Origin of the sequence: Aliikangiella marina (genome assembly GCF_007004765.1) — a bacterium.
GTDB classification, from domain to species: Bacteria; Pseudomonadota; Gammaproteobacteria; order Enterobacterales; family Kangiellaceae; genus Aliikangiella; species Aliikangiella marina.
In genome coordinates this window covers 54,858-81,532 of the sequence record NZ_VIKR01000002.1, presented here as the reverse complement: position 1 = coordinate 81,532, position 26,675 = coordinate 54,858, and the positions used below count along the sequence as shown (strand labels likewise).

Sequence of the window (26,675 nt, the reverse complement as noted above, 5' to 3'; positions counted from 1 at the left end):
TATATTTAGGCCCTTTGTCAAGGGACCGAGGCCGATAATATGGGCCAATTGGAGGACTCTTTATACATTCGGGTGCGCAATTATCGCTCAAGATGCATATTCAATTGCGTGACGAATACCCAAGTTTTAGGCGAAATCTTCCACAAAAACTCAGATAAGCGGTTAAAGCAGAGAACAAATCCCGATATACTTTGTCGATATACTACGGGCAATTATTTTTATAGATTCAGGTATGAAGTTTCTCTCTGCAATCACTCCGAAATTTCTCTATTTTGCGACTTTGTTCACAGTTACCTCATCGATGGGGTTTGTTGCACTCTATTTAGCGGTGGGACCGGGACTTCCAGAAGTCGACTCTATCCGTCAAATAAGATTACAAACGCCGATGAGTATCTACGCAAAAGATGGTCAACTTATCGATGAGTTTGGCGATCGACGTCGCATACCTATTACTTTAGACCAAGTTCCTAAAGATTTCATAAATGCCTTGCTTGCCACTGAAGACCAGCGATTCTACGAGCACTCTGGCGTTGACCTACTCGGCGTGATGCGCGCATTTCTCAATCTGGCGGTTACCCAAACCAAAAGCCAGGGGGCCAGTACTATCACTATGCTCGTTGCCAGAAACTACTATCTATCTCGGGAAAAACGTTTCTCTCGAAAATTCACCGAAATGTTCTTAGCCTGGAAAATTGAATCTGAACTGTCGAAAAATGAAATATTAGAACTGTTTCTTAATAAAATTCCTTTCGGTCACAGAGCTTACGGTCTTGGCGCTGCTTCCCAAGTCTATTACGGCACTACGCTGGACAACTTGTCGATCGCACAGTTGGCAACCCTCGCTGGTATCCCGAAAGGTCAATCCGTCTATAACCCAATTTCTTATCCAGAGCGAGCTTTGTCTCGTCGCAGTCATGTGCTCGGGCGTATGCTTGCAGAAAACCACATTGACCAAGCTCAATACGAGCAATCAATGGCAGAGCCCATTGAAACGAGTAAGCATGGTGCAAGTAAAACCGTCGAAGCACCTTACTTAGCCGAGATGGTTCGCCAATATGTTATCGACAAATATGGTCGGGAAAGTGCTTATAATGATGGTCTCAAGATCTACACGACACTCGACCCAAAACTTCAACAGTTTGCCAGTGATGCGCTGGTGCTCGGCCTCGAAGAATATGATCGTCGCCACGGCTACCGCGGGCCAGAACAACAAATTAGCCTCGCACCGAATACCCCACGAGAAGAACTTAATGATATCGTCAATGACTTGCCAGTTATTGGTAAGTTACTACCGGCCCTTGTTCTTGAAGTTAATGCTGAAGTTGCAACTATCCTCTTAAAAAATGACGTCACCAGTCAATTAGATTTAGACGCAGTCAAATGGGCGAGAAAATATGTCGATGAAAACCATTTAGGAAAGAAGGTCACCGAGGTTACCCAAGTTTTAACGCCGGGTGATGTAATTAGGGTACGCCAACAAAGTCGTTCAGATCTCGTGGATAGCTATGAGCTAGCGCAAATACCTGATGTGAGTGGTGGCTTTGTATCGCTTAAGCCAGACAATGGCGCTATCGAGGTGTTAGTTGGCGGTTATGACTTTTCTCTCAATCAATATAATATGGTCACTCAGGCGCGTCGCCAACCCGGTAGTAATATTAAACCCTTTGTATATGCGGCGGCATTTGACAAAGAATATACGCCCGCTTCAATGATTAATGACATGCCTATCGTTGAAGCTGATATTACGGCTGAAAACTTCTGGCGTCCAAAAAACGATAGCGATAATTATGCCGGGCCCACCAGTCTCCGCACCGCACTTCGGCGCTCAAAAAACACCGTTTCTGTTCGCCTGATCAGAGAAATAGGCCCACGCTATACTAAACGCTATTTAGAAAACTTAGGTTTCCCTGGTGAACATATGCAGCCTTATCTGTCACTCGCACTGGGGTCTCCAAACTTCACACCGCTTGAAGTCGTCAAAGGCTATGCAACCCTCGCCAATGGAGGTTATAAAGTAGAGCCATGGTTTGTTGAAAGAATCGAGTCATCGGAAGGGAGAATCATCTTTCAGCATCAACCCTTAACAGTCTGCCAAGTCTGTGAGGCAGTTATCGCAGAACAAAAAGCGAAAAAAGAGGCCAATTTACAAGATCTCATTGTCGATGCTTCTCTGAAAAGTGAAAACCAAGCCCAGTCCTTTGAGCTTGTGGCTGATTCATCACAAATGGCAGACCAAGAAACAGAAACAAATACCGATGAAATATTGAATGAGTTTTCTGGGTTACCACTGATGCCTTTCCCCGAAAACCAGGTTGCGCCGAGAGTGATTGAGAAGCGCAATCATTACTTAGTGGATAATATCTTAAAGGATGTGATTCATCGTGGCACAGCGACCCGTACGCTCACTCGAAATAAAAGCCCGCTACTCAAACGCAATGATCTTGCAGGAAAAACCGGCACGACAAATGACGCGAAAGATGCCTGGTTCAGTGGTTACAATCTCAGTCATGTCGCCACTGCTTGGGTTGGATTTGATGATCACTCTAAAAAACTGGGTGTTAGAGAATTTGGCGGGATTGCTGCTTTACCAATTTGGCAACGATTTATGGAGTCAGCAGTAAAAGGTCACCCGCAAAACAATTTCCAACGACCTGAAGGTATTATCACCGCAAGAATTGATCCGTCAAATGGTAAGCTCGCTACTAGTCTCACACAAAATCCGATATTCGAACTATTTAGAGAAGAGTTTGTGCCAACGGAATACGCAGAAAAGCCGATCCAAGATATTTTCAATAATGACAAAGAAACGGTTGAAGACGAAGAAATATTTTAGCTTCAACCTAGCGAGCGACGTCTATCAATGAGGGTCGGTCCAACTTTAATTTCGACCTGACTAGAGATAATTGGGTACTCGTTAATATTAGCGAGTACCGTAAATAACCATTGTTTTCCCTTTCACAGAGATGTGTTCTTGTTCTTCGAGCACCTTAAGTACTCGACCGACCATTTCTCTAGAGCAGCCAACAATTCGGCCCAACTCTTGGCGGGTGACTTTGATTTGCATGCCATCAGGGTGTGTCATCGCATCGGGCTCTTTCGCTAAATCAAGCAATGCCCGCGCTACTCTTCCTGTAACATCCATAAAAGCTAAGTCTCCCACTTTGCGACTGGTTTTTCTTAGCCTTAAAGCCATTTGCTCGGCAAGTTTAAACATAATGTCTGGTTGCTCTTTAACCAGGGCTTGAAAACGCGCATAACTGATTTCTGCGACATCGGTTTCCGTTTTTGCTCTTACCCAAGCGCTTCGATCACTCAAACTATCGAATAAACCCATTTCTCCAAAAAAGTCACCAGAATTGAGATAGGCCAAAACAAGTTCGCGGCCATCATCATCTTCTATCAACACGCTGACAGAACCTTTGATTAAAAAGTACAAGGTCTCCGGTTTATCACCAGCGAAAATGATCGTAGTCTTGGGTGCATAGCGACGCTTGTGACACTGTGCAACAAACCAATCCAAAGTCGGATCGCTTTTTATATTATGAGGTAGTGCAAGGGGCTCTTTAATCAATGCCATTTTGATTTCCGGTTTGTACTTGAAGACGCTCACTTCAGCAACAGCGCAATCTTAATATTAGCAGCTTTTAAGAATGTTTCGGCTACTTATTTTTATTTAACGCCAATCAGGAATTCTCCTAAAGCGATAATACCTCTGTCAAGAGAGGCATTCAACCTGCTTTTTTACTCGCTTGTAGTTGAATTTACTATATTTAAATCAGTATCTTAGCTTATATCAGTTTTTTTTAAATTATTTGCGTGAATATTACTGCATTTTCGTACGAGAACGAGTAACCTTGCGAAAAAATTGTATCCTTTATCTCTGCGGGAGAATTTAATGAAAATCACCACCAAATGGCAACAAGACCTCACATTTGTGGCCTCTAACGAAGCAGGTCAATCGATTACCATAGACGGTGACGGAAAAGCCCCATCACCGATGCATTTAATTGCTATGGGTGTTGCTGGCTGTTCATCAATTGATGTTGTTATGATTCTAAAGAAAGCTCGGCAAGAGATTACTGATTGTACTTGTGAGGTAGATGCAGACAGAGCAGAGGATGCACCACGAGTGTTTACTAAAATGCATGCTCACTACAAAGTCACCGGCAAAAACTTAAAAGCGTCTCAAGTTAAGAGAGCTTGTGACTTATCTATGGAGAAATATTGCTCTGCTTCTTTGATGCTCAAAAAAGCTGTCGAAATCACGCATAGTTTTGAAATTATAGAGGCCGACTAACCGATTAAAAATCGCCCCAATAAAAAAGGCGCTCTTTGCGCCTTTTTTATTGTTTTTTCAATCAGCAATCTTATTTCTAATTTCTTCTACCGTGTTATGACGAACATCTTCGCCTTTGACTAGATAAAGGATGTACTCACAAATATTTTTCGTGTGATCACCAATTCTTTCTAATGCTCGAGCACACCAAGAGATCCTTAATGCGTTTTTAATTTCTCTCGGATCTTCCATCATTTTAGTAATCAATAGGCGCGAGATATTATCAAACTCTTCATCAATCACTTTGTCATTTTTAATGATTTCAAAGGCCGTTTCTGCATCAAGACGCGCGTAAGCAGTTAATGCTTTATTGAGCGTTTCATTAACATGCTCACCTAAATGTCTTAATTCAACAAATTGACGAGCGCTTTTTCCATCGTCCGATAATTTAGCCGCATTTTTGCCAAGCTTAACCGCTTCATCGCCAATTCTTTCTAGATCAGTAATGGTTTTGATGATGCTCACCATTAATCTCAAATCACTCGCTGCAGGCTGTCGCCGAGCTAATATTTGGGTACAAGTTTCGTCAATTTGAATTTCCAAAGCATTGACCGCATCATCTTCCTCAACGATTTTTTTCGCTAATTCTTGATCAGCAGCTAACAAAGCTTTTAGACCGCTTCGCACCTGCTGCTCGACTAAGCCGCCCATTTTCATTACTAAGTTACGAACTTCTTCTAGCTCTTCGTTAAAACGCTTTGAAATGTGTTGACCTAAATGTAAATCATTTTCCATTTTTATCTCCCTATCCAAATCGACCAGTAATGTAGTTTTCTGTCAATTCATGAGTTGGGTTAGTAAATATCTGCTCTGTTTTACCCATCTCAACCAAGTGTCCCATATGGAAATATGCTGTTGCTTGAGAAACACGCGCTGCTTGTTGCATTGAGTGAGTAACAATGGCAATCGTATACTTTTCTTTAAGCTCATCAATCAGCTCTTCAATAACTGCAGTTGCAATCGGGTCCAAAGCTGAAGCTGGTTCATCCATTAAAATCACTTCTGGACTTACCGCAATCGTTCTGGCGATACATAATCTTTGCTGTTGACCACCCGATAACCCCGTTCCAGGAGCATCTAAGCGATCTTTTACTTCGCCAAACAGACCGGCTTTTTGCAAACTAGACACCACTATCTCATCAAGCTCCGCTCGGTTGGCGGCTAAGCCATGGATTCTTGGACCATAAGCGACATTATCGTAGATTGATTTTGGAAACGGGTTAGGTTTCTGGAATACCATTCCAACTCTGGCTCGCAACAAAACCGGATCAAGCTTCTTTGCATAGATATCTTGTTCCTCTAACTTCAGCTCACCTTCCACGCGACAAATCGGAATCGTGTCATTCATTCTATTGAGGCAGCGCAAAAAGGTCGACTTACCGCAACCGGAAGGCCCAATAAGTGCAGTCACTTGGTTTCGTGCCAAGTCGAGGCTTACATTTTTGATGGCTTGCTTATCACCATAGAATACATTGACATTACGCATCGACATCTTTGCATCTTCTGCGGTTGTTGTTCCTACTGTACCTTCAATGACAATGTCATCTGAAGTCAATGCTTCTGTTATAGAAAGATCACTCATAGCTAATCCTACCAACGCTTCTCAAATTTCTTGCGCATAAATGCGGCGAATGAATTCATGATTAACAAGAATCCAAGTAATACTAAAATTGCAGCAGATGTTTTTGCAACAAATGCCCTCTCCGGACTATCTGCCCATAAATAAATTTGTACAGGCATTACGGTTGCTGGATCGGTGATGCCGCCAGGAACATCAACAATAAAGGCTACCATACCAATCATTAATAGTGGTGCTGTTTCACCGAGTGCTTGCGCCATTCCTATGATGGTACCAGTAATAATACCGGGCATAGCGAGTGGCAAAACGTGCGAAAATGCCACCTGCATCCGTGATGCACCGAGTCCCATCGCCGCCTCTCTAATCGACGGCGGAACGGCTTTAATCGACGCTCTACTGGCGATAATAATGGTTGGCAGTGTCATCAAAGTTAACACTATACCACCGACAAGCGGCGTCGATCGTGGTAGCCCGAAGATATTAATAATTACTGCAAGGCCTAATAGACCAAATACGATGGATGGCACTGCTGCTAGATTATTAATATTGACTTCAATAAAGTCTGTCCAGCGATTTTTTGGTGCGAACTCTTCAAGATAGAGGGCAGCGGCAACTCCAAGCGGGAATGACAATACAAGCGTTACCAGCATCGTATAAAAAGTACCGGTTAGTGCCCCTTTAACACCAGCAGACTCAGGTTCTCGAGAGTCGCCTAAGGAGAAAAACTCGGAATTCCAGCGACTCTCGATGAGTTCACTATCGACCCACTTTTTAATCCAAGTCGCTTGTTTTTCACTGATTCTGATCCCTGGCTCACCGACAACCACATCATCTTTTAAATAGCTATCAACATCGTCATCAACTTTTACCCAGACAGTCACTTTCTTGCCTAAGTCAGCAGGATTAGCGACAAGATGGTTTCTAATCTCGAACTCTGCACTACTACTGATTAATCCAAATAAGCTTCGCTTATCTCTTCGGCCGGACACTTCCGGCATCATTTCAAAAATAGCGCTTCGTAAGACCGTTCTGTAATCGCCCTTAGGTAACCGGGTTAAATCCAATCCGTCGATTCCCAACAAATCCGGCTGAAAATCAACTTCAATAGCAATCCAGTTTTGTTTAAAAGCCGGCGTCGCCTTGGTAATAATGTCCGTGATTAAAAGAAACACGAGCAAGAAACCGAAGCCAATTGCGGTGGCTCCTGCTGCACGAAAGACTTTTTCTTTACGATGCCGCTTCTTCAGGCTATTGATTACTTTTTGAGTACTATCTGACATTTTAACGTCTCAGTTCGATTAATTGGTTTAGTCATATTGTTCGCGATACTTGCGAACGACTTTTAATGCCGCAACATTAAGTGCCAGCGTAGTAACAAACAACATTAGCCCCAGCGCAAAGGCCGCTAATGTTTTTGGCGTATTAAATTCTTGGTCACCGGTAAGCAGTTTTACGATTTGCACAGTTACCGTTGTAACAGAATCCAACGGGTTTGCCGTTAAGTTCGCTGCCATACCGGCAGCCATAACGACAATCATTGTCTCGCCGACAGCACGAGAGACTGCGAGTAAAAAGGCACCAACAATACCAGGCAGTGCTGCTGGCAATAAAACTTGTTTAATCGTTTCCGATTGAGTGGCTCCCATTCCCAGAGACCCCTCTTTCAACGCGGTAGGTACAGCGTTTATCGCATCGTCCGAAAGTGATGATACAAACGGAATGATCATCACGCCCATCACTAAACCAGCGGCAAGCGCACTTTCCGAAGCAACACTCAAACCGAGCGCTTCACCCGTGTCACGTATGAAGGGTGCAACAGTTAATGCGGCGAAGAACCCGTAGACAACCGTAGGAATACCTGCTAACACTTCAAGCATAGGCTTCGCATACGAGCGAAGTCTCTCAGACGCATATTGTGATAGATAAATTGCGGTCATTAAACCAACAGGGACGGCCATGCACATTGCAATAATGGTGATTAAAATGGTTCCGGCGAACAGCGGTACCGCGCCAAATGCACCCGATGACCCTACTTGGTCGGCTCGAAGGGCCATTTGCGGACTCCACTCGAGGCCAAACAAAAATTCCCAAGGCGGCACCGAACTAAAAAACTGGATTGACTCGAACAATACCGACATAACAATACCGACCGTTGTGAGGATTGCTATGATTGAGCAAGCGAGCAAGACTCGCATAATAATTTTTTCAAGATAAACTCTTGCTCTAAAATCAACCGCAAACCGGCTAATAATAAAAGCAACACAAGACAAACACAGAATTAACACCAAGCCAGACTTTAACCAAGCAGCATCTCGGTTTATCTCTAGCAGCTTTTCTGCTGCAAAGACCTTGTCTGGATCTGCTTTTTGGAGAACTTCGGCGCTACTATCGCTAAGAAGACGAACATCATTTAGGTATAAGCCCAAAGCAGACTGATCAAGTTGCTGAACTTCAACAGACAACGATTGTACCAGTAAGGCTTCAATTACGGTGGACTCGAAAAACGTCCATACTAGCAGGAAGATTAGAGCTGGAAGCCCGCACCACATAGCTGTGAGAAGACCAAATTGACGCGGTAAAGATACCAGCTTTTTAACTTGGGTAGCACCACCGGCTACTTTGATTGAACGTTGGATTCCATACCAATAACTGAACAATGCCAGGAACAAAACAACGAAAATCAGGGTTGACGAAGTCATTTATCTTTCTCACATAAAAATTTGAGGCAGCTCATAAAGCTGCCTCAAATCCATAAAGTTTACTAACTACCGAGTATTATAACTGTAAAGGCTTAAGAGCTAAAACATCTGCTCTTACTTTTTCTCTCTTATCTTTGTTAAGAGGAATCAAACCTTTGTCTGTCAGGTAACCTTCATCACCCATAGACGCATTACTCGTAAATTCATCTAAAAACTCTTTGATACCCGGAACTTGTCCAACGTGAGCATTTTTCACGTAGAAGTATAATGGACGAGAAACAGGGTAAGAACCATCAGCAATCGCTTCGAAAGTAGGCTCTTTACCGTCAACTTTAGAACCTTGAAGCTTGTCTGAGTTTTGATCTAGGAAGCTGAAACCGAAAATTCCAAGTGCTTTTGGGTTAGAGCTTAATTTTTGAACGATTAGGTTATCATTCTCTCCAGTTTCGATGTAAGCCTGATCTTCACGAACAGAATGACAGATAGCTTTATACTTATTCTTGTCTTTCTTTTTCATCGCTTTAATCCAACCGAAAGAGTTACAACCACTTTCCATTACAAGCTCAACAAAAGCATCACGAGTACCAGAAGTAGGTGGAGGCCCTAATACTTCGATTTTATTCGCTGGAAGTGCAGGGCTTACATCTTTCCAAGTTTTGTAAGGGTTAGGGATTAACGATTCGCTGCCATCTTTTGCTGGAACTTCTTTGGCTAAAGCCAAGTACAATTCTTTACGAGTCACAGACATCTGGCTTGCTTCTTTAGAGTTAGAAATAACAATGCCGTCGTAACCGACTAAAACTTCAGTGATTGAAGTAACACCATTCTTTTGGCACATTTCAAATTCAGTTTTCTTCATACGACGTGAAGCGTTTGACATGTCTGGCGTGTTAACTCCAGTGCCTGCGCAGAAAAGCTTCATACCACCGCCAGTACCAGTTGACTCGATCTTAGGCGTTTTGAAGTCAGTGCTTTTACCAAAGCGCTCTGCAACAACAGTTGAAAAAGGGAATACGGTTGATGAACCGACTACATTGATTGCATCTCTACCCGCAGCCATCACATTCGCTGAAACTGCACACATTGATAATGCGACTAATAATTTTTTCATTGATTTCTCCGAAACCTTAATTAAGTAAAATAATAGGCTTGGCTATCATATTTACGAAGTGTGACGAGTATATGAAGGAAATATGACAGATATGTTACAAGAATTCAGATTTCTTAACAAATCTGTAATATTCGCTCAATCCCTTGTAAATTAAGGGCTTAATATGACAGAGCGCCAATTTTGCTACGCTAACTAGTTGAGATACAACAAAAAAGCCGCAAAATTGCGGCTTTTTTAACTTTTGATGTTATTTCGCCTTATTTTTCCGAAATTCGCTTCACCAGTCTTGGTATTTGAGCCAAAGACAACATGTGTGCATACATCGGAGCCAAGTAACCTTTCTTTCTTAACTCAATAAATTTCTCGTCTGAAAGCTGATTAAACTTATCTTCATTGATTACGAACAAGCCATTAACACTTCGTTTATCTTCACCGACTTGGAAGGAGAATTGTTTTTCTTCAAGCAGCTCCATTTCCACTAACGTCTTAGTAAAATCATCTGTGGCCATTGCATAAGCGTAGTATGTCTCCAATGACTTACGACGCTTCTCTAAGTATTCGGTCGGCTCGCCATTCTCTGTAAACAAGGCTTCACCTTCATCAGTAATGGCCTTGCTCGCCAAATCGATGGTTAGGGTGTATTGCTTCTTATCTTCTGGAAGCGGGATCAATGATAATGGGTGATGGGTATAACCTGCAGGCACTAGCGGACCAGTCCACTTGCCATCTTTAACTAATAAATTCTCTTCTTCTTTAAAGCCCAGGATTGCGACACAGAGGTACTGCCCGGTTGAAGAGTTTTTGATGAAAGCTACGGGTAAATCTGAGGATAGACTTGGAATTTCTTGTGCAATTACCGGCGCAACATGATGGTTAGCGACATGGGAAAAGTCTTGATTGACTACCAGCTTAATGTTCTTGTGCTGGTTACTATTTAATTGTTCGATTTTCGGTTCCATTTAATTCTCCACCTGAATAACCTTTTGAGCAAACTCACTACGCCAGGTTTAAGCTTTGCTAAATTATTTATATTTATCAGTTTGACACCACTCAAGCCGATACAGACGCTTGTTGATAAATTCATTGAGACCGCTGCGATAGAAACAGCGGAGAGAACTTTCTACGGAGTGACTCTTAAGACTTACTAAGCGAGGTCAAATTTAGACCGCTTGAGACTATCATCTAAATGACGAGTAAATCAACGGCAATTTTGCTTTCAAATTACGAAATCTCTCTAAAACCCTCTTCTTGTGGTTTTAAGACTTGGACATTTTGGGCAACCTGAGATTCGTCAATTGCGCGATAACGCGGGAAATAGGCCGAGAACTCAGAACCTCGCCCTAATTCGCTCTCAACATTCAGATACCCGCCTAAGTTTTCTAAAATATGCTTAACAATCGATAATCCTAAGCCGGTCCCACCAATCTGACGAGAGCGATTAACATTGACTCTAAAGAACCTTTCAGTCAACCGCGAGATATATTCAGGCGCGATCCCTTCACCGTTATCTGTGACTGTAAATACGGGACTCCCTTCGGGTGCTTTTTCCCATTTGACATGGATTACCGAGCCCTTCGGCGAATATTTAACCGCATTACTGAGTAGGTTCTGACATAGACTGTATAACTCGCTCTCTACTGCCTTAACCTGCAAGCTATGGTCGACATTCATGATAATTTCATGCGTGCCCTTGGCGCGAGTTTTACGGAAATCAGCGACTAGCTTCTCAACTAAGCTTGCCATATCCACGACAACACCCGAACGCTTATTGTAGCCTTTCTCTTCGAGCTTGGAGAGCATCAATAAGTCATCCAGGATCTTCTGCATTCTGCTTGCTTGATGACTCGCATTAGTAATCTGGCGGCGGATATGCTCGGGAATATCAACTTCTGACTCGAGTAGCTCTAAGTAACCTGCGATAACTGTTAGCGGTGTTCTAAGTTCGTGAGAGGCATTTGCAATAAACGCTTTGCGCAATTTTTGAACTGCAATTCTTTGGCTGACATCGCGTGCTGTAATAAGCTTCTGATCGGAACCAAAATCAACACAATTCATGGACAGGGTTTTTAAATTATCGATTGGCGACTCGATTTCAACTTGAGTATTCTGTTCTGGTGACTCAATCAACGCGTGAAAAGCTGGGTCTCGGATTAGATTATCGATTTTTTGGCCAAGATCGCGCTGTTTATCGATACCTAACAAGGTAAACGACGCTTGATTAGTCAACTCGATCTCTCTGTTTGCATTAATCACCACTGTCGCTTCGGGTAACGCAGCGATAATCGCCTCAAACCGGTTAGCCATTTGTGATAAACGAACTTTACGCTCAGTATTTTTACGCTGTGCATGAACAATATGCTGCACTATCAACTGCCATATTCCGTTAGAATCTGGAGCCAGGCTATTTTTAGCACCTAGTCGAATCCAGCGCTCTAGCACTCTGATTTGAGTCAGCATCCAACCAACATAAACTGAAAACGGAACAAGAATTGCCAACATCCAATAGCCTGAGACCAGACCGAATAAAATCGCTATCGCGACAACTACTACGATCCGTGTAAATTCTATAGTCCAAGCGTTATTCATGGGTGTTCAATTCTCTTGCCGCTAAGCAGGCTTTTTTTGGCTAAACATGTAGCCCATGCCTCGAACGGTTTTAATTAGTTTGTCCTTACCGAATGGTTTAAGGATCTTACGCAGTCTCAAGACATGTACATCAACTGTTCTTTCTTCGATGTAAACGGCTTGTCCCCAGACAAAATCGAGTAATTGGGTGCGCGAATATACGCGATTCTTATGCTCAATGAAAAAGCGTAATAAGGAAAACTCTGTTTGCCCTATATGGACGTCATCCCCTTCGATATCAAGTTGATTAGTCGCTAAATTTAGCTTTAGTCCTTCTGACTCCAAAACATCGTCTTCATCAGCTTGTGAAGTTCGCCTTAATAGCGCTTTCACTCTCGCAACAAGCTCTTTAATTCCAACTGGCTTGGTCACATAATCATCTGCGCCACAGTCCAAGCCTTTAACTTTATCGGACTCTTCCACTCTTGCTGTCAGCATTATAACCGGTAAGTCTTGTAAAACCTCGTCTTTTCTAATGCGTTTGATAAAATCGACACCCGTTTCACCAGGCATCATCCAATCGACGATGAGGAGATCGGGTCGCTTCTTAGTTAGCTTTTCTCGTGCAGAAGCAGCATTATCGGCCTCTTCAATCTCAAAGCTTTCTCTTTCTAATGCATAACGAAGCATTTCCCTGATGGGTTGTTCATCTTCAACTAATAAGATCTTCTTCGCCATTTACAAGGCCTCACTTGACTCAAAGCCCCCAAATCTAGGGGTTATTTAAAAAACGTAAGCATTCTCCGGCAGATAAATGACATTAATGTGACATTTTTGAAAGTTTTATGAACAATCATAGCATAGACGATTATATCTGGGCTTAGTATAAACCAAGTGTTTTTCAGGATGGGAGCCCTGTCATTTAACGTTATAGGAACTCACAATCCAAGAAATCGACAATCGAAAAAATAAAGGACTTAACTTTAAAATACTACCGGACCGTTTTAAATCAGACTGAGACATTCAATTTTAATGACTATTCAGTTACTATCTCAAAACAGGAATTTTTTCATCAAGGTTGATAAAAATCAATTGTTTAACTAAGAATAAGTATAGGGCATTAGTAAAAAGTATCTCTTGTACTTTTGGGGATTATTGTTGTACCTCAAAATGTTTATACATCACAAAAATACAATTGTTTCCTCCTTCTCTAGTTGCAGGCTTTTAATTGATGATTAACGCATTTTTCTTCGGCGAAAAATCGGCTCCGCTGTTCGGCATTCATCAATTAGCCAATCAAGCGTTTGATCGAGGAGAGTCCTTGGTCATCTGTCCTCCTATCGGCCACGAATTTGCGCGAACTCATAAAACCCTCAAACTGCTCAGTGATTACTTAGCAAATGACGGTTTTTCAGTATTGCGGTTTAGTTATTATGCAACCGGAGACTCCTCTGGAGAGAGCCATAAAGGTTCGGTCATTCGTTGGATAAAAGATATCCAATCGGCAGTGGAAGAGTGTAAAGAGCAGTCTGGCTGTCAAAAAGTCTCATTATTAGGACTAAGACTTGGTTCCCTGCTGGCTCTCGAAGCAACCCGGTCATTAACAGTTAGTAAACTCATTATGTGGGAACCCATTATTTCCGGAGCAACCTTTCTGGAACAAATCAAAGAAATGCATCAATTTGCTATATCGGATCCGGAACGCTTTTACTTAACAGAAGAAAGCGTCTCAGAGACGCAAAACGAGTATCTTGGTCATTACTACAGCCCAGAGCTGCAAAGCCAGCTCCAAGCACTATCTTTCAGGTCGGTTGACCGCTATTCAGTCAAAAACAGATTCGCAGTAACTTCTGAACCTCAAAACTTAGAATTAATCGAGCAACTCAATCGATTGATTTCTTCGCCGCTTGTAATATCTCAGCAATTAACTAATTGGCGCGATAGTAGGCAACTAGGAAGAATGTTTACCGCGACTCAATCCTTTTCATTGATTCGCCAATGTTTGAGGGGAGAGTAAAGCGTGGAAAACGTCATTACCTTTGGCGAAAGTCATAATCTTGTCGGTATTCTAACGCCGGCAGAAGCACCAGGCGACTCGGATAATTTTACCTGCGAAAGGCCCGTCGTTGTGATTTTGAACGCAGGCTTAGTCAATCGCGCCGGCCCTTTCAGAATGAGTACTGAGCTCGCTCGAGAATTGGCTAAACAAGGATTTCATGCATTTCGCTTCGATTTATCTGGAATAGGCGATAGTAATTTACAAATTAATGACGCCAAAAATATTAACCAGCAATATCTCAATGACATTGGCCATGCATTGGACGCAATAGAGTCAAAACTTTCTACCAATAAGTTTATTGTCCTGGGTTTGTGTAACGGTGCCGACCTTGCACATCAAGCGAGCGTTCTTTACGAGAAAATCATCGGTTATGTTTCTCTCGATGGCTACGGGTATAAAAACTTTAACGCCCATATGCAAAGATTCGTACCGATAGTCACTCGACCACGGCGACTTACCCAAGCAATATCAAGAAAGTTACGCAGGCTATTTAGCTCCAAACAAGCAAAGTATGAATCGCGAATGGAGCAAGACTTTACTTGGAAGCTACCAGCCAAAAGCTCTTACATTGAAGACATGCAATCGATGTATAAAAAGGGACTTCATCAACTCCTTATTTTTACCGGCGCGGTGAGAGGTTATTACTCTTATGAAAAACAATTTGACGACGTATTTGGTCACTATGATTTTTCTAAAAACGTTGAGGTTACCTACTTTGAAACCGCCGACCATACATACTTGATCTTAGCGCATCGAAAATTACTCTTTGAGCGAATTATTTTATGGTTGAATGAGCACTTCTCTTGAAGCGCCTTTGATGTAATTAGGTTTCTTTGAAGTAACCAAGTATAACGACCTTGAACTTTGATCGGACGCAATTAAAGCGATAACTATTTCTAAGATAGCAACTCCTACAATAGCCATTCTTGCAACGAGACTTCCAGCCACGTTATTATTGATAATAAGGCGAATTAAATAATCACTATCACTGGCGTTTTAGTGACGAAACAGCCTACTTCTTAGTTTATCAAACCAGCTTTTGTTGGTAGCTTTGATTTCATTGCTGGCTAAATACGAGACTGTGTTTTTTAAATGTTCATGGTCTAGTTCATTGACAATATTGCGAAGCGATTCAAGGATAAAAAGTCTCGGACTTAACCTTTTCCCTGTCAAAACTCTCACTTTTTCAATGACCCTTAATGAGCTGAGCGAGTTTCCGCCGATTTCAAAAAAGTTATCTGATAAGCTTATTTGACTAGTGTCGATGCTTAGTATCTCCGCGCAAATATCAACAAACTGCCGTTCGATATCGCTTTTCGGTAAGTCACGAGTGTGTTGCTGATGTTCAGTTTTATATACGTTGGGCAACGCATTATAGTCAACCTTCTTATTTTGGGTTAGCGGCAACTCATCTATTTGTACAATAAATTGAGGCAGCATATAGTCAGGTAAAAACTCTCGCATGAATCTCCGCAAGCCTGTCGTCGTCTCACTTAAATTGTTACGGTACTTCACATACACGGCAATCTTGTTATCATTTCCTGGCACTTCGACTAAACGAGATAGACACGCATCGATCGATTCATGTTGACTGAGGACATGTTCAATTTCTGCCAATTCTATGCGATGCCCTCTGACTTTTACTTGTCGATCGGCTCGAGATATGAACTGGAACTTATTTTCATAGGTTAATTTGACTAAATCACCCGTCCTATATAACTGTACAGTCCCTTCACCTAAAACATTCTTTGAGATAAACCTTTCATGCGTTAACGCTTCGGCATTTTGATAGCCGCTAAACAATCCATTACCACCAATATACAGCTCACCGATCACACCTCGGGGAAGTACATCATCGTTCTGACCTAAAATATAAAACTGAGTATTATCGATCGGTTGTCCAATAAAAATGTCTTCATCAACAGAGATAACTTGATGGCAAGACGACCAAATGGTTGTTTCAGTCGGACCATACATGTTCCACAAGCACTTTACTCGCTCAAACAGCTGGTTCTTTAAGTCCAAACTTAAAGCTTCACCGCCGCACAAAGCGACAACGCTTGACAATCTTTGTGAGTTTGTCTTGAGTAATAACCGCCAAGTTGTTGGTGTTGTTTGAATATGAGTAATTTCGTTAGAGTCGATTAAACTGGCAAGCGCATCAGGCTCTAATCGCTGCTCTCTCGTTGCAATAGTTACTTTTGCACCGCAAGAGAGGGGTAAAAGTAGCTCTAACAAAGATATATCAAATGAAAATGTGGTGAGAGCTAAAAAATTATCACTAGCACTCAGCGGAAAAAGAGACTGCATGGCTGACAGAAAGTTCGCTATCGCTCGATGCGAAATTCTTACCCCTTTGGGCACCCCTGTTGAGCCCGAGGTATAGATTAAATAGGCAGGTTGTTCGAGGTTAGTCTCAATGCCTTCTAAAATAGTTTTCTCGGCCGGTAATTTGCTAATAGCGGATGATGGGTCATACAATTCTACCGACATTTCCGAAAACAGCTCTGAAAAGCTGCTTTTACACAGAATGAGTTGTGCCGAAGAATCAGTCACTATGTGGCGTATTCTGCTCAAAGGTAAACTTGGATCAATAGGAAGAAAAGTCATGCCACATTTGAGTGTCGCGAGCATAGCAACCAAATAATCTATGTTTCTGTCTAAACACAAACCGATGACACTACCTTGAGGTAAGCCTCTTGAATGAATCGATAGTGCTAAAACTTCCGCCTTAACGTTGAGAGCTTGGTATGAAATTTCTCTATCGATATCAATTACCGCAATTTGAGTCGGAGAGAGTACTACCTGTTGCTCAAAAAACTGATGCAATAACATATTCGGTACAGGCGTTTTCGTATTATTTATTTTGAGATAATTTTGTCTCCCTTTATTTGAAAGTAAGTTAAGGTGAGATACTTCAACTTCTTCTAATATTGCGCTTAAAATCAATTGAAACTCTAAAAATCGTTCTTCGATTATCTCCGGTTTAAATAGCGCTGAATTAAAATAACATTCAAAATAAATCCTTTCGGCATCAAATTGAAAATTTACCGAATTATCAAATAATTCGGAACTCCTTGATATCCATTCTACTGCTGAATCAGAAAAAATCGGATAACTTAATCGCTCAGCCCGAGAATCGGAAAATGACACTGTCGATGAAAAAAGCGGTGGTTTATTAACTGACCGTTGTCTAGAAGAGTAACCGATTATTTCGCCATAGCTCGTCTGGTTATACTGATATATATCCTTGGTTGTTTGGTCAACCTGCGTGATTAAATCCCTCGTATTCTCTATTGAAGAAATATCAGCAAATAGCGGAATCAGACAAACGGCGTTTCCTAAATACTGGCTTTCTAATATATTATCTCGTAAGGATGTAGATAATCCAAAACCGACTTTTGGTTGTTGATTTAGGCGAGCCAAAAGTAGTGTATAAGCAGTTAATAAAATAATCTTAGGTTTTACTGAAATAGAACGTGCATAGGCTAATAGTTTTTCGGATAACCTATCCTCCAAATGGCCAGCATAAACATCACATCGATATTGCCTATCGGCACCTCGAACAAAGTCTAACGGAAATTCGGTATATTCATGCTCGACCGTCATTTTTTCGCGCCAATAATCCTGAGACTTCTTAACTTGATCCAAATTAAAGGGCGTAGCTTCGTTTATAGCGAGACGTTTAGTGATGTCTTTTTTCACTCCATCACTGCTTTGAGTGACCAATTTATGATACTTGGCAATACAGTGATCAATATAGAGTAACAGTCCTCTTCGGTCACAGACCGCATGATGGGTTGTAATAACAAGTTGATATTTATTGGCTTCTAGTTTGATTAATAAGATCCGCAGCAAACCGCCCGCTTCTAATGAAAATGCTTGATTCGCAAAGTTTCGAATTTTCACTTTAATCTTTGCGCTAGCTTCATTAGCTCCATCACTGGCAGCATCGTAATACGCAAAATCGTGAACTGGGTCACACTGAATCAGTCGGTATCGACCAGTCTTACTAAACACCGTTTTAAATGCTTCTGTTTCATGCAGTGCTCGTTCAAACGCTTGACTAAATTTTTCAATATCTAAAGGTTGATTAATTGTAATCGAACAAGCGATATTGAATGCTTTGGAAGCCGCTATACCTCCAAGTTTACATGCAAGCCAAATTTCTGATTGATTTTGAAGTAGGGGATATCCTTTTTGAAACTTGCCGTTTCTAAAAGGTTCATATTCTATTGAATGTCGCGTAAATGGAGAATTTAGATTATTTTCATCGAATAAAAGCTTCTTACACTCACTACCTTCTACGACGTACCAAGCTGGTTTTTCCAGCTCGTCTAAGCCGATATACGCATTATCAGTAGGCTGAGATTTAAATACATCCATGTTTACTTTATCAGTCTAGTACGATAGTTAATTTTATATGTTCTCATGATACTTAAATTCCCTTACAGAATAAATCTACTGGCTAAAATAAATCTTGCTCTTATCACTTATAATTCCATCAAATCGAGCGTTCTTAATTTTTCTTTGATATAATCCGCTTTCTCGTAACATAGTTGTTAGATTACAGTGATATAAACTCGTCGCTTTGTTTCTGGACCATTCTTAAATTTACTAGTTATCAAGTTAAATGCATAAAGATATAAAAATAAAATGGAAAGACGATTTAAGCCGTTACCCTAAAAAGCCGTGGCTGAGAGAGCCGTCCATTTGGGCTGTCTATTGGCATAGAAAAGGCGAGTCTATCGACTTAATGAAAGATGGTTTCTTTAAAAAAATTGCGATGTCTTTTTACTGGATAATCTTTCACTTTGTTACTCTCGCAACTGGCATTAGCATTGCCAAATCAATAAAAATAGGTGGTGGTCTAAGAATTTACCATTTTGGTAATGTTTTCATTCACCAAAACACCGTGATTGGTGCAAATTGCACTTTGAGACAAGGTGTTACTCTCGGGAATCGGTACAATGACGAGTTTGCGCCAACATTAGGTGACAATGTAGAGTTAGGTGCTTATGCACAGGTTCTAGGCGATGTTACTGTCGGTAACAATGCAAAGATTGGTGCTTTGTCTGTTGTCTTAGAAAATGTACCTGAAAACCATACTGCTGTTGGTATTCCCGCGAAAGTAAAATCTAATACTAAGTCGCAATCGATTGATGCCTAGCCTTTCTCAAAGCGTCTCTTTTACGAGTGAATTTGTGGCCAAATCGAATAATCGGTTTTTCTACTAAGTAATAACTTAAAGTCGCACAAGCAAAGGCCGCAAATATATTAATAGGCCAATGCTGGAATACTCCCATATTCTCTGAAGCACCAACTTCGCTAGTGAGAAAAAGCTGTTGCCACAAATACAAACTATATGAAATTCGACCGATCCACTTGATTGCAGAGATCTCTAAAAATTTAGACAGAAGAGTTTGAGGGTTAGCAGCGAAACCGGCAATAAAAATAGGTATCAAACAAGCTTGTACGGCATAGAGAGCATGTCGGAACTTGTAATCAGTTGCATCGATAAAAAACAATCCGACAAACAAAGTTAGCGAGGCATATGCAAACAGGTGGCTTGTGAACCATTTTCGATATACTTGGTACTGCTCATCTTTCATTAAAATTGCGAGCAAACACCCCCATAATAAACCATCGATTTGAATATCGGTTCTTCCCCAAAACAATGCCGGTGAGCGAAAAAGGCCGTACTTCCAACTGACTAACCTCCAAATAACAAAAACTGCAATTAGCATTAACACGACTTTCGGCCGTTTTTGAATATTAAAAAATAAAATCAATAAGGGCCAGACAATATAAAAATGCTCCTCAACAGAGAGAGACCATAAATGTCCTGTATACCAGCTTTTAGTAATAAAATTTGCGAAAAATAGAATTCCACCAAACCACTCTAAAAGGCTAATACTAATAATATTGAGTAAAGACAATAGACCGATTACAGAGCAAAATAGCAGTAGCGCTGGGCCTAACCTGAATATACGGCGGTAATAAAAATTCTTTAAAGAAAATTGTTGCGTTTTCTGAATCTCGTCCAAGATTTTAGAGGTTATTAAAAAGCCGCTAATGCCAAAAAATATCCTCACCCCCATCAACCCCTCAGAGGAGAAAATCGTTAACCACTCATTTTCCCCATAATAGGTTTTCAACGAATAAAAAGCATGAGATGCCATCACCAGTAAAATAGCGACTGCACGCCATCCATCCAATGTCGGTATATACTTTAACTCACCTTTATTATTCATCAGTTATATTCATGGTTGTTGGATATAAGTTGAGAGCTTGTTCGCGTTTCGCTGGAGATCAAATTCTTCCACGACATGATTTAATGCGTTACCGAGCAGATTTTTTCTTTGTATTTCGTCAAGGCTCAGTAACTGTGCAATTTTTCGAGTTAAATCGTCAGTGTTCCCTGTTTCTGCGATAAAGCCCGTTTTCTCATCTAAAACTAATTCGGGTATACCAGATAGATTTGTCGAAATTACCACAACGCCAAACAACATTGCTTCCATCAGAGATACTGGTATACCATCCTTATCGCCATTCGAATCCTCAACACACGGTAAAACAAAACCAGTTAGCGAAGTTAACCATTTTAAAACATCTTTATTTGGCATACTTCCTTTAAATTCGACAATATCATTGAGCTGAAGTTTGTTAGTTTGAGCTTTCAGCTCTTCTAGAAGCGGACCATCACCGACAATTTCTAGCCTAAAAGACTCACCTTGAGCTTTTAATTGGCTAACTGCATCAAGCAAATAGGTACAACCTTTCTTCTCAACCAGCCTTCCCAGAAAGCCAATAATAGGCACGCCGTTTTTCGCTCTTAATGATGGTTCACCATAAGCATTTGTATCGACACCGCAGTGGACTATTTTTAACTTTTCGGTTTTATTTGAAAACTGTTTGAGATAATTAATGTTATATTGCGAAATTGTTGCGAAGAATTTACTTCGCGAAATTTTTTCATCAAGTAAATAGCCTCGCTCAAATATATCGTTAGCATGAGCCATTACACTAAAGCTGCGACCAGTAATCAAACTCGCATACATTGCTAAATCAGTCGGAACATGGGCGAAATGAACATGAATATGTTCAATTTTATTTTCAGTAATATAGTTCGCAAGCGAAAAAGAAACGAAGAACCGATAAAACTGTCCCAGCGCAGTGTTAGTAATGACACCTAACTTAAAAAAGTCTTTCAACATTACAAACACAGTAGTCAAGGAATTTATTGGGTTTCTTACGACACCTTTACAAAAGTTTTTAAGCTTATGCATAAAGCTTTGTTTATATAAGAAAAAAACATCGCCAAGTTCTGCTTTAACAGATTCTCCAACTTTAGCCGCAGGAAGATGCACTGAAGCGACAGCAACAAAATGGCCTTCTTTTTTTAAGGCAAAGATTTCGTTATATACAAATGTTGCTGACAGTGCAGGAACTTCCGGTGCGAGATATAAAACTCGCTTCAACGCTTGGTTACTCAAGATAAATCCTTTTAGGCTTATTTCGACATTGATATCAATTGTTGTTTTAATAAATCATTATATTGGTAAATCATAGCCTTTTTGGTGAGGCTCCCACTTGCTTGCTTGTTTTTCTTCTAATAGCCGAGTGGCTTTTGCTTTTCCCTTAAATAAACAATTCCATTGATATTGATTAATAAACTTTATTAACTCAGGGTCGTTCATCTTTTCTACTCGCGTTAGCATACTCTTCATATAACCCCAAAACATTGCGAGTGCACCGATAATAAAAGGTCTTTTAACCAGGCGATAAACTGTTGCAGCCATCATATAAACGATGCCTGTTCCCATAAAATATTGACCGAACCCGTGTCTTTGACGGCCCGTTAATATCCCTTTTTGACTCGAGCCCATCGGCCGGAGATGGGTAAATCGAGTTTCTTCTTCGTCATAACTGGCTGACTTCCAACCAAAATACCGGCACCGATGACTATCTATTCCATCCCACATCACCTGCCTAACAAAACCGCCAATTTGCTTGAAGCAAACTACTTTATAAAACTTAGTCGCACCAATTGAAGATTCGTCACCACAGCCCTCGCTAACATATTTACCGCTCGCTTTATCGGTGTAATAAGCTTTTCCGCTGTACGTACCTAGACGCTGGTCACCTTCAAGCTTTTGCATGACTAGTTCGAAATATTTGGGCGGCAATATCAAATCAAGATCGAGCTTACAAATATATTGATAGTCATCAATGTTGATATGCGAATATCCCTCATAAAACGCTTCAATTACACCAGGGCCAACACTTCGATGTCCTCTATTGTCACGGGTGACAATCTCGATGAAACTAAACTTATCCGCATATTCTTTGAGTATCGACGGTGTTGAGTCAGTAGAGCCATCGTCCACGATAATCCATTTCTTCGGTTTAATGGATTGCTGAGTCACACTATCGAGCGTATGTCTCATAAATGCTTCCTCATTTCTACATGGAGAAATAATGAGGTAATCTCTATTCATTTTAAGCTTTCTCTAGTTAAGTAATACTAAACGTCTAGTTTTGAATCTCTTTGGTCAGATTCTTTTTATCAAAACGATTTGAAAACTTTCTTCCCCAATCGTTGACTTTTCTCTCGTAATAAAATGTTGATATGTGTGCCAAACCAAATATGACCGCAAATAAGAGCGGTCGCTTTAAATACTTTTCTAAAGTGTCCGCACCTTCCCCTAGCCAGGTATATCTTAAACCACCATGTATCACATAAAGTGCATAAGAAATCGCAGCGACGTACTTTAATACGCTCCAACTGAGAAAACCATTGACCAGTGCTTTTTTATTGTACATGGTAGAGCCAACTAGCATCGCAGCAAAATAGGGCCGAAAATAATTCGCCCACTCACTTTCGGGGTGAGACGAAATAAAAAACAGTGCAAACATTACAAAAGGATTTAGCTGGCCTAAAAATGCTAAAGCTTTATCGCCGAGCTTACCATGACTGACCATTGCTAATATGCCGCCGGCAAGAATTTCATCTAAACGAAGTAAGGTCGTCGTGTTTACATAGGCTTGATTGTCGACTCGATACAGCGTAATCGCGATACAGAAAACCGGGATGAAAATAAACCCTTTCTCTTTGAATAGAGCGATAACTAACGCAATACCAATGTAAAACTGCATTTCGACACACAAACTCCAGAAGTGTGTATTAAAATGATTGGTATTATATTCCCCTAAATTAGCGGTAAATAAAAAATTGTGCATTATGTCTGTTGGAGTTGCTGGAACAAACAAAAACATAATAAAAAGATACAACCATGCAAGCGGAATTATTCGAGTAAAACGCCTAATCAAAAATTTGATAATACTTTGATCTTTCAGTAAGAAACTGGTTATCAGAAACCCACTAAGCGTAAAAAACAGCGCCATTCCCATCGCCCCGGCCGTGCCGTTTAACTGCATAAACTTAGGGCCTAAGGGTAATAAATGGGCTGCTAACACCAATAAAATACTGATTCCGCGCCAACCATCTAATTCGCTAATGTTTTTCATCGATGAATACTCGAACTAATTCTTCTTCAATTTTTCTAGGAGAAATTTTGGCAACATAACCTTTATAAAGCTTCGTAGCCAATGCGGAAAAAGGAACGACTTAAGCCGGCGTAGATAAACACCAATTTTTCCTTTGAATCCTTTATGGTTTAATTTCTTATCGTACCCCAAATCGGTCACTTTCAAATTCAAATTAAACGTACTATTCAGTTTACCTATAATTTCTTTTGGGTTTGATTCAAATTTCCCATAGTCAATTTCAACATAGGGGATATCTAATGCTTCTATCGTTTTTTTTGCGGCAGTAATATGGGCGATTTCTCGCTCTAAAACATCTTGCTTATCTTCTTCAGAGCCCTTGCGCCAATTCATTCTCAGAAAACTTTGATAGATATCCATTGGGTTGCGCCTTAATAGCAAGACTGCCGTAGAGTCTTTATCAAGAATATTCCACCAGTAACCTAAGGTGTAACAAAGTCGCGGATCCTTCCATACCCAAGGATTATGCTGATTATAACTGTCAACCAGTGCTCGATGTGACTCCTCAGGTCGGACATTATCAATAGAATTAGCTGTTTCAACATCAATAGCGTCAAATAACCAAGTATTGTGGTGAGGATAACCCGCTGCGTTGAATACCGATACATTAGCCTCGATCAGTTGTTCTGCTTCAAAATAACCCGCGGGATTATCTTTATCGCCTTGTCGAGTTTGAGACTTTAGGTCTTCCGCGACATAATAGCCTTGGCGCACGAAAATATTAGTTGTCATACTGGTCCCGGATCGAGGCATACCAACTATAAGAATGTTTTTGGGAGAATTTTTATTATCCATAAACGCTATTACTTCCTGTTATATCGTTCAACCAGATGTTTGACAATTAACTCAATAACTTTGTGTTTCGGTTTAAATTTAGAAAAAGTATGGTCTGCCTTTTCAACAAAAGACACGTCTATTTTTTTAGCTTTAATTAACTTAGGCGCAGTAATATTTGCACTGGTAGTTAGCAAGTCATAACCCGGATCTTCTCTCGAAAAGAAGAATGAAAGCTTGATCCCTTTATTAATAAACGCATTTAAGTCTTTGTTCAAATCGCCTGTGTTACCGCAATCAGACGCTTCGCTGGCTTGGCCAATCATTCTACGCATCAGACTTTCAAGCTTGACACACATTCTGATTAGAACAATCTTGATTTTAGCAAAGATGTTAATCTCAAATTTTAAAAATCGCTTCCAACTTCTTATATTGGTGAGCGCTAGTTTAAAATCATTCCAATCACTAAAATTTCTTGCGAAAGAATCAACGGACGCTCTTTTATCCCAATAAAAAACCAAAGGGTTAATCAGGACTGACTCCAAAATGTTACTTCTGGTTGTTTCCATCCCATATTTAAATGAATGATAAGCACCTGAGCATAGCCCCATAACAATAAATTGACTACCGGGATATTGTTTTTCTATTGCTTTGATAATCGACTCAATTTTTTCAGATGGTTCATCAGGATATTCGATTCTCTCGAGATCACGATCATTGATTTGACTATCGCCTAAACCGGGAAGATCTACTCGAAAAACATCAAATCCGCATTTGGCCAATTGACGAGATAAAAGTACGTATAATCGCCCCGGTGCTACTCTGTGGGTCGCACCAGAATTTAATAATACTATTTTGGGTAAATCGCTGCTGGTTTCCTCTGGACTGGCAACAATTCCAAACCCTTTATCATTTTTACCAAATCTAAAAAAACGTTCACTAATGGTCGTAGTAACCGGACTAGCGTCTATGTTCGACGGTGCATTATTGGGAATAGAAAAAACTTGTTTTGAGACCTGATCGCGAACCATCGCTTCAATCTGATGGCTTGTCAACTCGACCTTTAAGTTAGATTTTGCTTTTAACCAAGAGGCAATCTCTTGCAGCGCTGAATGAGGTACAAGAGAAAGGTGGGCATTTTGCAACATATCAGAAAATCCATCGAGAACCTTAACCTCAAGTTTGTCTTCCATAGATGCCCAAGATGATGCAAGTTTTTTCATGACAGGTACGTCATCCCTTTCCAGTAATAGTACTCTATCTGCATGAGGCTTGGATTGTTGTAAGTTTATTTGTCCGAACGCATCAATAGTCTCCGGCCAATAAATCATTCCACCAGCTTCAATGCGACCGGACTCAAGATCACTTGAGTCGATAGCCGACGTCATTTGCAACGCTTTTATTTCGCGAACAAATCGTTTTCCTCTATCCGGAGTTCCCCATAATATTAAATAATCGATAATCTCATTAAAGGGCGCCGAGGCAGCGATAGTACCACCAATACCCAAACCGAAAACTGCAACCTTTTTAGCTCCTGTTAAACTTTTCACTTTGTCTTTAGATTGAATGATTGCCTCAGTCCAATCGACTAGGCGGTTACCTTCAATATTAAAACCTGAGGAGTCTCCGGTTCCATAATAATCAAACCTCAATGCCGGTATGCCAGCAAGCGCAAAATAGTCCGCTAAGTACCGAAGTGAACGATAAGTATTCATATACTCTAAACCCAGAGGCGGACAAATAAGCACACAAGTATCGGACTGTTTTACCCTTTCATCGAAATGCAGCCATCCCAACATTGCTCTTTCGTTTTCTCCAAAGTAGAAAGGCAGTCTTTTTATTTTTTTAAATCTTTTTTCCGCAAATTGTCGCGTATCCTCTGCAAACGAGTTTTGTTCGACTTTTTTGCTCGATGACTCTGGCTCTCGAGATATTGCTTCTCCAGACTGATTACGAATTGAGGTTTGTACATCAGAGGTCAT

21 protein-coding genes are annotated in these 26,675 nt (G+C 40.8%); 5 read left to right on the top strand and 16 right to left on the bottom strand.

Features of this window, described 5'->3' with window-relative positions; translation table 11 throughout:
- Nucleotides 1–232 precede the first annotated feature (232 nt).
- Nucleotides 233–2,833: a penicillin-binding protein 1A gene (locus tag FLL45_RS06565; RefSeq protein ID WP_142941238.1), complete on the top strand. Its 2,601-nt coding sequence runs from the start codon at nt 233–235 to the stop codon at nt 2,831–2,833.
- 87 nt (nt 2,834–2,920) lie between these two features.
- On the opposite strand, the gene crp is transcribed toward FLL45_RS06565, so the two are convergent.
- Entirely contained in the window at nt 2,921–3,577 is a 657-nt protein-coding gene (crp, locus tag FLL45_RS06560) for a cAMP-activated global transcriptional regulator CRP (protein WP_142941237.1), read from the bottom strand.
- Between the two features lie 318 nt (nt 3,578–3,895).
- On the opposite strand from crp, the gene FLL45_RS06555 reads away from it, so the two are divergent.
- Complete coding sequence (locus tag FLL45_RS06555; protein ID WP_142941236.1) at nt 3,896–4,297, top strand: OsmC family protein; 402 nt, start codon at nt 3,896–3,898, stop codon at nt 4,295–4,297.
- 57 nt (nt 4,298–4,354) lie between these two features.
- Here FLL45_RS06555 and phoU read toward each other — a convergent pair whose 3' ends face one another.
- From phoU to phoB, 8 genes are all read right to left on the bottom strand, one after another.
- On the bottom strand, nt 4,355–5,071 hold the full coding sequence (gene phoU, locus FLL45_RS06550) for a phosphate signaling complex protein PhoU (RefSeq protein ID WP_142941235.1): 717 nt from the start codon (nt 5,069–5,071) through the stop codon (nt 4,355–4,357).
- Nucleotides 5,072–5,081: 10 nt separating this feature from the next.
- Nucleotides 5,082–5,918: a phosphate ABC transporter ATP-binding protein PstB gene (gene pstB / locus FLL45_RS06545; RefSeq protein ID WP_142941234.1), complete on the bottom strand. Its 837-nt coding sequence runs from the start codon at nt 5,916–5,918 to the stop codon at nt 5,082–5,084.
- 8 nt (nt 5,919–5,926) lie between these two features.
- On the bottom strand, nt 5,927–7,195 hold the full coding sequence (pstA, locus tag FLL45_RS06540) for a phosphate ABC transporter permease PstA (protein WP_142941233.1): 1,269 nt from the start codon (nt 7,193–7,195) through the stop codon (nt 5,927–5,929).
- A 27-nt stretch (nt 7,196–7,222) separates the two neighbouring features.
- Nucleotides 7,223–8,614: a phosphate ABC transporter permease subunit PstC gene (gene pstC, locus FLL45_RS06535; protein ID WP_142941232.1), complete on the bottom strand. Its 1,392-nt coding sequence runs from the start codon at nt 8,612–8,614 to the stop codon at nt 7,223–7,225.
- Nucleotides 8,615–8,690: 76 nt separating this feature from the next.
- On the bottom strand, nt 8,691–9,725 hold the full coding sequence (locus FLL45_RS06530; protein ID WP_142941231.1) for a PstS family phosphate ABC transporter substrate-binding protein: 1,035 nt from the start codon (nt 9,723–9,725) through the stop codon (nt 8,691–8,693).
- A gap of 257 nt (nt 9,726–9,982) precedes the next feature.
- Nucleotides 9,983–10,684, bottom strand: coding sequence for a SapC family protein (locus FLL45_RS06525; RefSeq protein ID WP_142941230.1), 702 nt, complete (start codon nt 10,682–10,684; stop codon nt 9,983–9,985).
- Nucleotides 10,685–10,946: 262 nt separating this feature from the next.
- Nucleotides 10,947–12,311, bottom strand: a complete 1,365-nt coding sequence (gene phoR / locus FLL45_RS06520; RefSeq protein ID WP_142941229.1) for a phosphate regulon sensor histidine kinase PhoR — start codon at nt 12,309–12,311, stop codon at nt 10,947–10,949.
- Nucleotides 12,312–12,332: 21 nt separating this feature from the next.
- The gene (gene phoB, locus FLL45_RS06515) at nt 12,333–13,028 is read right to left on the bottom strand and encodes a phosphate regulon transcriptional regulator PhoB (RefSeq protein WP_142941228.1); all 696 of its coding nucleotides are present in this window, start codon (nt 13,026–13,028) and stop codon (nt 12,333–12,335) included.
- A gap of 493 nt (nt 13,029–13,521) precedes the next feature.
- Between phoB and FLL45_RS06510 the strand changes: the two genes are divergently transcribed.
- Both FLL45_RS06510 and FLL45_RS06505 read left to right on the top strand, forming a co-directional pair.
- Nucleotides 13,522–14,307, top strand: coding sequence for an alpha/beta hydrolase family protein (locus FLL45_RS06510; protein WP_142941227.1), 786 nt, complete (start codon nt 13,522–13,524; stop codon nt 14,305–14,307).
- Between the two features lie 3 nt (nt 14,308–14,310).
- Nucleotides 14,311–15,156, top strand: a complete 846-nt coding sequence (locus FLL45_RS06505) for an alpha/beta fold hydrolase (RefSeq protein WP_142941226.1) — start codon at nt 14,311–14,313, stop codon at nt 15,154–15,156.
- A 189-nt stretch (nt 15,157–15,345) separates the two neighbouring features.
- Here the strand turns inward: FLL45_RS06505 and FLL45_RS06500 are convergent, their stop codons facing one another.
- A complete protein-coding gene (locus FLL45_RS06500; RefSeq protein ID WP_142941225.1) occupies nt 15,346–18,735 on the bottom strand; it encodes a non-ribosomal peptide synthetase in 3,390 nt (1,129 codons plus the stop codon).
- A 247-nt stretch (nt 18,736–18,982) separates the two neighbouring features.
- Here FLL45_RS06500 and FLL45_RS06495 point away from each other — a divergent pair, with 247 nt between their 5' ends.
- On the top strand, nt 18,983–19,519 hold the full coding sequence (locus FLL45_RS06495) for a serine O-acetyltransferase (RefSeq protein WP_142941224.1): 537 nt from the start codon (nt 18,983–18,985) through the stop codon (nt 19,517–19,519).
- Here FLL45_RS06495 and FLL45_RS06490 read toward each other — a convergent pair.
- Genes FLL45_RS06490 through FLL45_RS06465 form a run of 6 tightly spaced genes read right to left on the bottom strand, consistent with a single transcriptional unit; the run spans nt 19,494 to nt 26,675 of the window.
- Nucleotides 19,494–20,603 (bottom strand): acyltransferase family protein, encoded by a 1,110-nt coding sequence (locus tag FLL45_RS06490; protein WP_142941223.1) that lies wholly within the window; start codon nt 20,601–20,603, stop codon nt 19,494–19,496. The two genes, FLL45_RS06495 and FLL45_RS06490, sit on opposite strands and share 26 nt — an antisense overlap.
- Nucleotides 20,604–20,612: 9 nt before the next feature.
- Nucleotides 20,613–21,845 (bottom strand): glycosyltransferase family 4 protein, encoded by a 1,233-nt coding sequence (locus FLL45_RS06485; protein WP_142941222.1) that lies wholly within the window; start codon nt 21,843–21,845, stop codon nt 20,613–20,615.
- Between the two features lie 57 nt (nt 21,846–21,902).
- Entirely contained in the window at nt 21,903–22,850 is a 948-nt protein-coding gene (locus FLL45_RS06480) for a glycosyltransferase family 2 protein (protein ID WP_142941221.1), read from the bottom strand.
- 34 nt (nt 22,851–22,884) lie between these two features.
- Nucleotides 22,885–23,880, bottom strand: coding sequence for an acyltransferase family protein (locus FLL45_RS06475; RefSeq protein ID WP_142941220.1), 996 nt, complete (start codon nt 23,878–23,880; stop codon nt 22,885–22,887).
- Between the two features lie 15 nt (nt 23,881–23,895).
- Nucleotides 23,896–24,714, bottom strand: coding sequence for a sulfotransferase (locus FLL45_RS06470; RefSeq protein ID WP_142941219.1), 819 nt, complete (start codon nt 24,712–24,714; stop codon nt 23,896–23,898).
- Between the two features lie 8 nt (nt 24,715–24,722).
- Nucleotides 24,723–26,675, bottom strand: coding sequence for an alpha/beta fold hydrolase (locus FLL45_RS06465; protein WP_142941218.1), 1,953 nt, complete (start codon nt 26,673–26,675; stop codon nt 24,723–24,725).

Bases quoted from the DNA above. Each gene is read 5' to 3' on its own strand.
- crp (WP_142941237.1), bottom strand. From the start codon at position 3,577: ATGGCATTGATTAAAGAGCCCCTTGCACTACCTCATAATATAAAAAGC.
- FLL45_RS06500 (WP_142941225.1), bottom strand. From the start codon at position 18,735: ATGGATGTATTTAAATCTCAGCCTACTGATAATGCGTATATCGGCTTA.
- FLL45_RS06565 (WP_142941238.1), top strand. From the start codon at position 233: ATGAAGTTTCTCTCTGCAATCACTCCGAAATTTCTCTATTTTGCGACT.
- FLL45_RS06555 (WP_142941236.1), top strand. From the start codon at position 3,896: ATGAAAATCACCACCAAATGGCAACAAGACCTCACATTTGTGGCCTCT.
- pstA (WP_142941233.1), bottom strand. From the start codon at position 7,195: ATGTCAGATAGTACTCAAAAAGTAATCAATAGCCTGAAGAAGCGGCAT.
- FLL45_RS06530 (WP_142941231.1), bottom strand. From the start codon at position 9,725: ATGAAAAAATTATTAGTCGCATTATCAATGTGTGCAGTTTCAGCGAAT.
- FLL45_RS06510 (WP_142941227.1), top strand. From the start codon at position 13,522: ATGATTAACGCATTTTTCTTCGGCGAAAAATCGGCTCCGCTGTTCGGC.
- pstC (WP_142941232.1), bottom strand. From the start codon at position 8,614: ATGACTTCGTCAACCCTGATTTTCGTTGTTTTGTTCCTGGCATTGTTC.
- pstB (WP_142941234.1), bottom strand. From the start codon at position 5,918: ATGAGTGATCTTTCTATAACAGAAGCATTGACTTCAGATGACATTGTC.
- phoU (WP_142941235.1), bottom strand. From the start codon at position 5,071: ATGGAAAATGATTTACATTTAGGTCAACACATTTCAAAGCGTTTTAAC.
- FLL45_RS06465 (WP_142941218.1), bottom strand. From the start codon at position 26,675: ATGACCTCTGATGTACAAACCTCAATTCGTAATCAGTCTGGAGAAGCA.
- FLL45_RS06525 (WP_142941230.1), bottom strand. From the start codon at position 10,684: ATGGAACCGAAAATCGAACAATTAAATAGTAACCAGCACAAGAACATT.
- FLL45_RS06475 (WP_142941220.1), bottom strand. From the start codon at position 23,880: ATGAAAAACATTAGCGAATTAGATGGTTGGCGCGGAATCAGTATTTTA.
- phoB (WP_142941228.1), bottom strand. From the start codon at position 13,028: ATGGCGAAGAAGATCTTATTAGTTGAAGATGAACAACCCATCAGGGAA.
- FLL45_RS06490 (WP_142941223.1), bottom strand. From the start codon at position 20,603: ATGAATAATAAAGGTGAGTTAAAGTATATACCGACATTGGATGGATGG.
- FLL45_RS06495 (WP_142941224.1), top strand. From the start codon at position 18,983: ATGCATAAAGATATAAAAATAAAATGGAAAGACGATTTAAGCCGTTAC.
- FLL45_RS06480 (WP_142941221.1), bottom strand. From the start codon at position 22,850: ATGAATAGAGATTACCTCATTATTTCTCCATGTAGAAATGAGGAAGCA.
- FLL45_RS06470 (WP_142941219.1), bottom strand. From the start codon at position 24,714: ATGGATAATAAAAATTCTCCCAAAAACATTCTTATAGTTGGTATGCCT.
- phoR (WP_142941229.1), bottom strand. From the start codon at position 12,311: ATGAATAACGCTTGGACTATAGAATTTACACGGATCGTAGTAGTTGTC.